This is a genomic window from Synechococcus sp. R8-2 (assembly GCF_047461715.1).
Lineage (GTDB): Bacteria > Cyanobacteriota > Cyanobacteriia > Thermostichales > Thermostichaceae > Thermostichus.
The window spans coordinates 1-4,166 of the sequence record NZ_JANSHQ010000592.1; the positions used below are offsets into that span (position 1 = coordinate 1).

The 4,166-nt window shown below is 65.4% G+C and carries 4 protein-coding genes; all 4 read left to right on the plus strand.

The window, feature by feature from the left end:
• A partial coding sequence (locus NW819_RS12840) for an AMMECR1 domain-containing protein (protein ID WP_414413979.1) occupies positions 1-729 on the plus strand: 729 nt, incomplete at its 5' end.
• On the plus strand, positions 719-1,483 hold the full coding sequence (locus NW819_RS12845; RefSeq protein WP_011433124.1) for a pantothenate kinase: 765 nt from the start codon (positions 719-721) through the stop codon (positions 1,481-1,483). The genes NW819_RS12840 and NW819_RS12845, both read left to right, overlap by 11 nt.
• 53 nt (positions 1,484-1,536) lie before the next feature.
• A complete protein-coding gene (aroC, locus tag NW819_RS12850) occupies positions 1,537-2,673 on the plus strand; it encodes a chorismate synthase (RefSeq protein ID WP_414351901.1) in 1,137 nt (378 codons plus the stop codon).
• 12 nt (positions 2,674-2,685) lie between these two features.
• Positions 2,686-4,080, plus strand: coding sequence for a DNA repair protein RadA (radA, locus tag NW819_RS12855; RefSeq protein WP_011433126.1), 1,395 nt, complete (start codon positions 2,686-2,688; stop codon positions 4,078-4,080).
• Positions 4,081-4,166: the final 86 nt, after the last annotated feature.

Genomic DNA, 4,166 nt, shown 5'->3' on the forward strand with positions numbered 1-4,166 from the left:
CGTCCCGCTAACGCGATCGGCCTGCTCCTGGCTGCGGGGCTGGGCTTGTGGACGGGATCCCTGCCGCAGCCTTCTGAGACAACTGCCCCTGTTCCTCCGCCGGAGTCCATGGGTGCCTCGCACCGCTTACGGGATCGCACTGGCGGGACGGAGTCCGATTCAGAAGGGATCCCCTCTCCCAGCCGGCGACAACCTCTCCCTGACACCCTGCCGGCGCTGGCGCGTCAGGCCATTGCCTACTACTTCGCCACCGGCCAGGTGCTGCCACCTCCAGAGGAGATCCCGCCCCACTGGCGGCGCTCTGCGGGGGTTTTTGTAACGGTGAGTACAGAGGGTCGGCCCCGTGGCTGCTGGGGCAGCTTGGATCCCAGCGGCGAGGACCTGGTCAGGGCCACCATCCGGGCGGCGGTGGGGGCAGTCACCCGCGATTGGCGCTACGTACCTCTGCAACCCGGGGAGCTGGAGTCGGCCTCCATTCAGGTAGCCATTGTGCGGCGGGTGGTGCCCATTGCGTCGGCGGGACGGAGTCCTTTTGCCGCTGTGGAGCAGGTGGATCCCACCCGCATGGGCCTATTTGTCCGCTCTGGAACCCGGGGAGCGGTGTTGCTGCCGGGAGAGGCTTTGACGACAGAATGGCAGCTTGCTACCGCTAAGAGGTTGGCCGGGATCCCTGCCGACCAGCCGGTGGAGCTGTTTCGCGTGGAGGCAGAGCTGTTGCATGAGTTTTGAGGAGGGGGCAGATCTCAACGCTTCGCACTGTTGTCGTGAGTGGCTGGCAGCCGTGCTGGGCAACACTCACGTGCGCTGGGGTTGGTTTGTGGAGGAGACCCTGGTGAAGGTGGAGCGGTTTCCTGCTCACCAGCCCTTGTCCTGGCCGCAGCAGACAGAGCTGTGGCTGGCTCCTGTGGGCTCTGCCCCCCTGCCGCCAGCATCGCCCTGGGTGCATCAGTTGGAGCTGTCGCAGGTGCCGCTGCGGGATCCCTACCCGGGGTTGGGGCTGGATCGGGCTTTGGCCCTGTGGGCTGCTGGGATCCACTACGGCTGGCCCTGTTTGGTCATCGACGCGGGTACTGCCCTGACCCTCACAGGAGCTGACTCTGAAGGATCCCTGGTGGGAGGGGCCATCTTGCCCGGCCTGGGGTTGCAGGCGCAGGCGTTGGCTGATCACACAGCCCTGCTGCCCAAAGTGCAGTGGGATCCGCAGGATCCCTTGCCCCCTCGCTGGGCCAACGACACCGTGGCTGCCATCCGCAGCGGCATCCTCCACACCCTCTTGGCTGGCTTGCGCGAGTTCATTGCCGACTGGCGTCGCCGCTTTCCCCAAGGCCCCCTGCTGCTGACCGGCGGGGATGGGAAGTGGCTCCACCCTCACTTGGGCCCGCTTGACCCAGAGCTGCGCTGGGATCCCCACCTGGTGTTGCGGGGAATTGCCGGCTGCCGCCAGCTGCACCGCACTGCCCGCCACTCCCCTAGTGCAGAATAGAAAACAGTCTCTCCCAGCCGCCTGCGAGTAACGGCTTCTTGCTTGGGGATCCCATGGCCAACGGCAACTCCTTCGGTGTCCTGTTTTGCGTGACCACCTATGGCGAGTCCCACGGGGGGGCGGTGGGGGTGGTGGTGGATGGCTGCCCGCCGCGGCTGCCCTTGAGCGAGGCCGACATTCAGGCAGAGCTGGATCGGCGGCGTCCTGGCCAGAGCCCCATCACGACGCCCCGCCAGGAAGCGGATCGCTGCCAGATCCTCTCCGGGGTTTTTCAGGGCTTTACGCTGGGCACCCCCATCCACATCCTGGTGCGCAACCAGGATGCCCGCCCCCAGGACTACCAGGAGATGGCCACCACCTTCCGCCCTTCCCATGCCGATGCCACCTACCAGGCCAAGTACGGCATCCGCAACTGGCAGGGGGGCGGACGGGCCTCAGCGCGAGAAACCATTGGCCGGGTGGCGGCAGGGGCCATTGCCAAGAAGATCCTGCGCCTAGCGGCAGGGGTGGAGATCCTGGCCTACGTGCAGCGGGTAAAAGACGTGGAAGCCCAGGTGGATCCCAGCTCGGTAACTGCAGAGCAGGTGGAGGCCAACATCGTCCGCTGCCCCGATCCCCAAGCGGCGGCGGCCATGATCCAAAAAATTGAGGAGGCGGCGCGGGAAGGGGATTCGCTGGGGGGAGTGGTGGAGTGTGTAGCCCGCCGGGTGCCGCGCGGGCTGGGATCCCCGGTGTTTGACAAGCTGGAGGCCGACTTGGCCAAGGCGGTGATGTCCCTGCCAGCCAGCAAGGGGTTTGAGATTGGCTCGGGGTTTGCCGGCACCTACCTGACGGGCAAGCAGCACAACGACGAGTTTTACATGACCCCCGGCGGCTGGCGCACCCGCAGCAACCGCTCCGGCGGCATCCAGGGGGGCATCAGCAACGGCGAAGACATCGTCCTGCGGGTAGCCTTTAAGCCCACTGCCACCATTCGCCAGCCTCAAAACACCGTCACCCTCAATGGGCAAGAGACGGTTTTGGCGGCGCGGGGACGCCACGATCCCTGTGTCTTGCCGCGGGCAGTGCCGATGGTGGAGGCGATGGTGGCCCTGGTCCTCTGCGACCATCTGCTGCGCCACCACGCCCAGTGCGGATCCCTGGTCTTGCCGGAGGTGCCCCTCCCTGTCGCCGCTGCTCCCCAGGCCTAGGAGTCCCCGGCTATGGCCAAGGCCAAAACCGTCTGGGAGTGCAGCCAGTGCGGCGAGCGCTATGCCAAGTTTTTGGGCCGCTGCGACCATTGCGGCGCCTGGAACACCCTGACGGAAGTGGTCGTCGCCCCAGCGGCCAAGTCCCCACGGGCCCAAGCCCTCGCTCCTAGGTCCAACCGCGCCAATGGGATCCCCCGGTCGGCCCTCCCCCTCTCCCAGGTCTCCTCAGATCGCCACCCTCGCCTCTCCTCCGGCTATGGCGAGTTTGACCGGGTGTTGGGAGGTGGCATTGTGCCGGGATCCCTGGTGTTGATTGGCGGGGATCCGGGCATTGGCAAGAGCACCCTGCTGCTGCAGAGCGCTGCCCACCTGGCCAAGAGCGGGCCCATCTTATACGTGTCGGGGGAAGAATCAGCCCAGCAGATCAAGCTACGCGCCGAGCGGCTGGGGGTGGAAAGCGAGCAGCTCTACCTCTTGGCCGAGACCGACCTGGAGGCCATCGTGGCGGAGATCCAGGCTCTGCAACCGCAGGTGGCGGTGATCGACAGCATCCAAGCCATCTTCTGGGGGCAACTCACCTCGGCGCCGGGATCCGTTTCCCAGGTGCGGGAATGCACCGGCCTGTTAATGCGGCTGGCCAAAAAACTGGGGGTGGCTCTGCTGATTGTAGGCCATGTTACCAAAGACGGATCCCTGGCCGGGCCGAAGGTGCTGGAGCATTTGGTGGACACGGTCTTGTACTTTGAGGGGGATCGCTTCCAAAGCCACCGCCTATTGCGCGCCGTCAAAAACCGCTTTGGGGCAGCCCAGGAAATGGGTGTTTTTGAGATGACCGCCTCTGGCTTGGTGGAGGTGGAGAACCCCTCGCAGCTTTTTTTGAGTAGCCGGGATCAGGCCATGCCCGGAACAGCCACCATCGTTGCCTGCGAGGGCACCCGTCCTCTGGTGGTGGAAGTGCAGGCCCTAGTCAGCCCCACCAGCTACAGCTCCCCCCGCCGCACCTCCACCGGCATTGAAATCAACCGCTTTTTGCAGATCTTGGCTGTGCTGGAAAAACGGGTGGGGATCCCGCTTTCCAAATACGATGCTTACATCGCCTCTGCCGGCGGCATTCAGGTAGCCGAGCCAGCTGCCGACTTGGGGGTAGCAGTGGCCGTGGCCGCCAGCTTCCGGGATCGCCAAGTGGATCCTTTTACAGTCCTGATTGGCGAGGTGGGACTGGGGGGGCAGGTGCGCCCGGTGGCCCAGTTGGAGCAGCGCTTGAAAGAAGCCAGCAAACTGGGGTTTCGCCACGCCATCATCCCCAACAGCCCTGTGTTGTCGGATCACGGCCTGCGCCTGAGTCGGGTGCAGCGGGTGTTGGAAGCCCTGCTGGTGGCTGTGCCCGGTTCCCAGAGCGCAGAGTGAACATCCCCTTGCCTTCCACCCGTCGCCGGCTGCTGGGCTCTGCTGCGCCTATCTCCAAAGGCCAAGCAAGGACTCCGTCCCGCTAA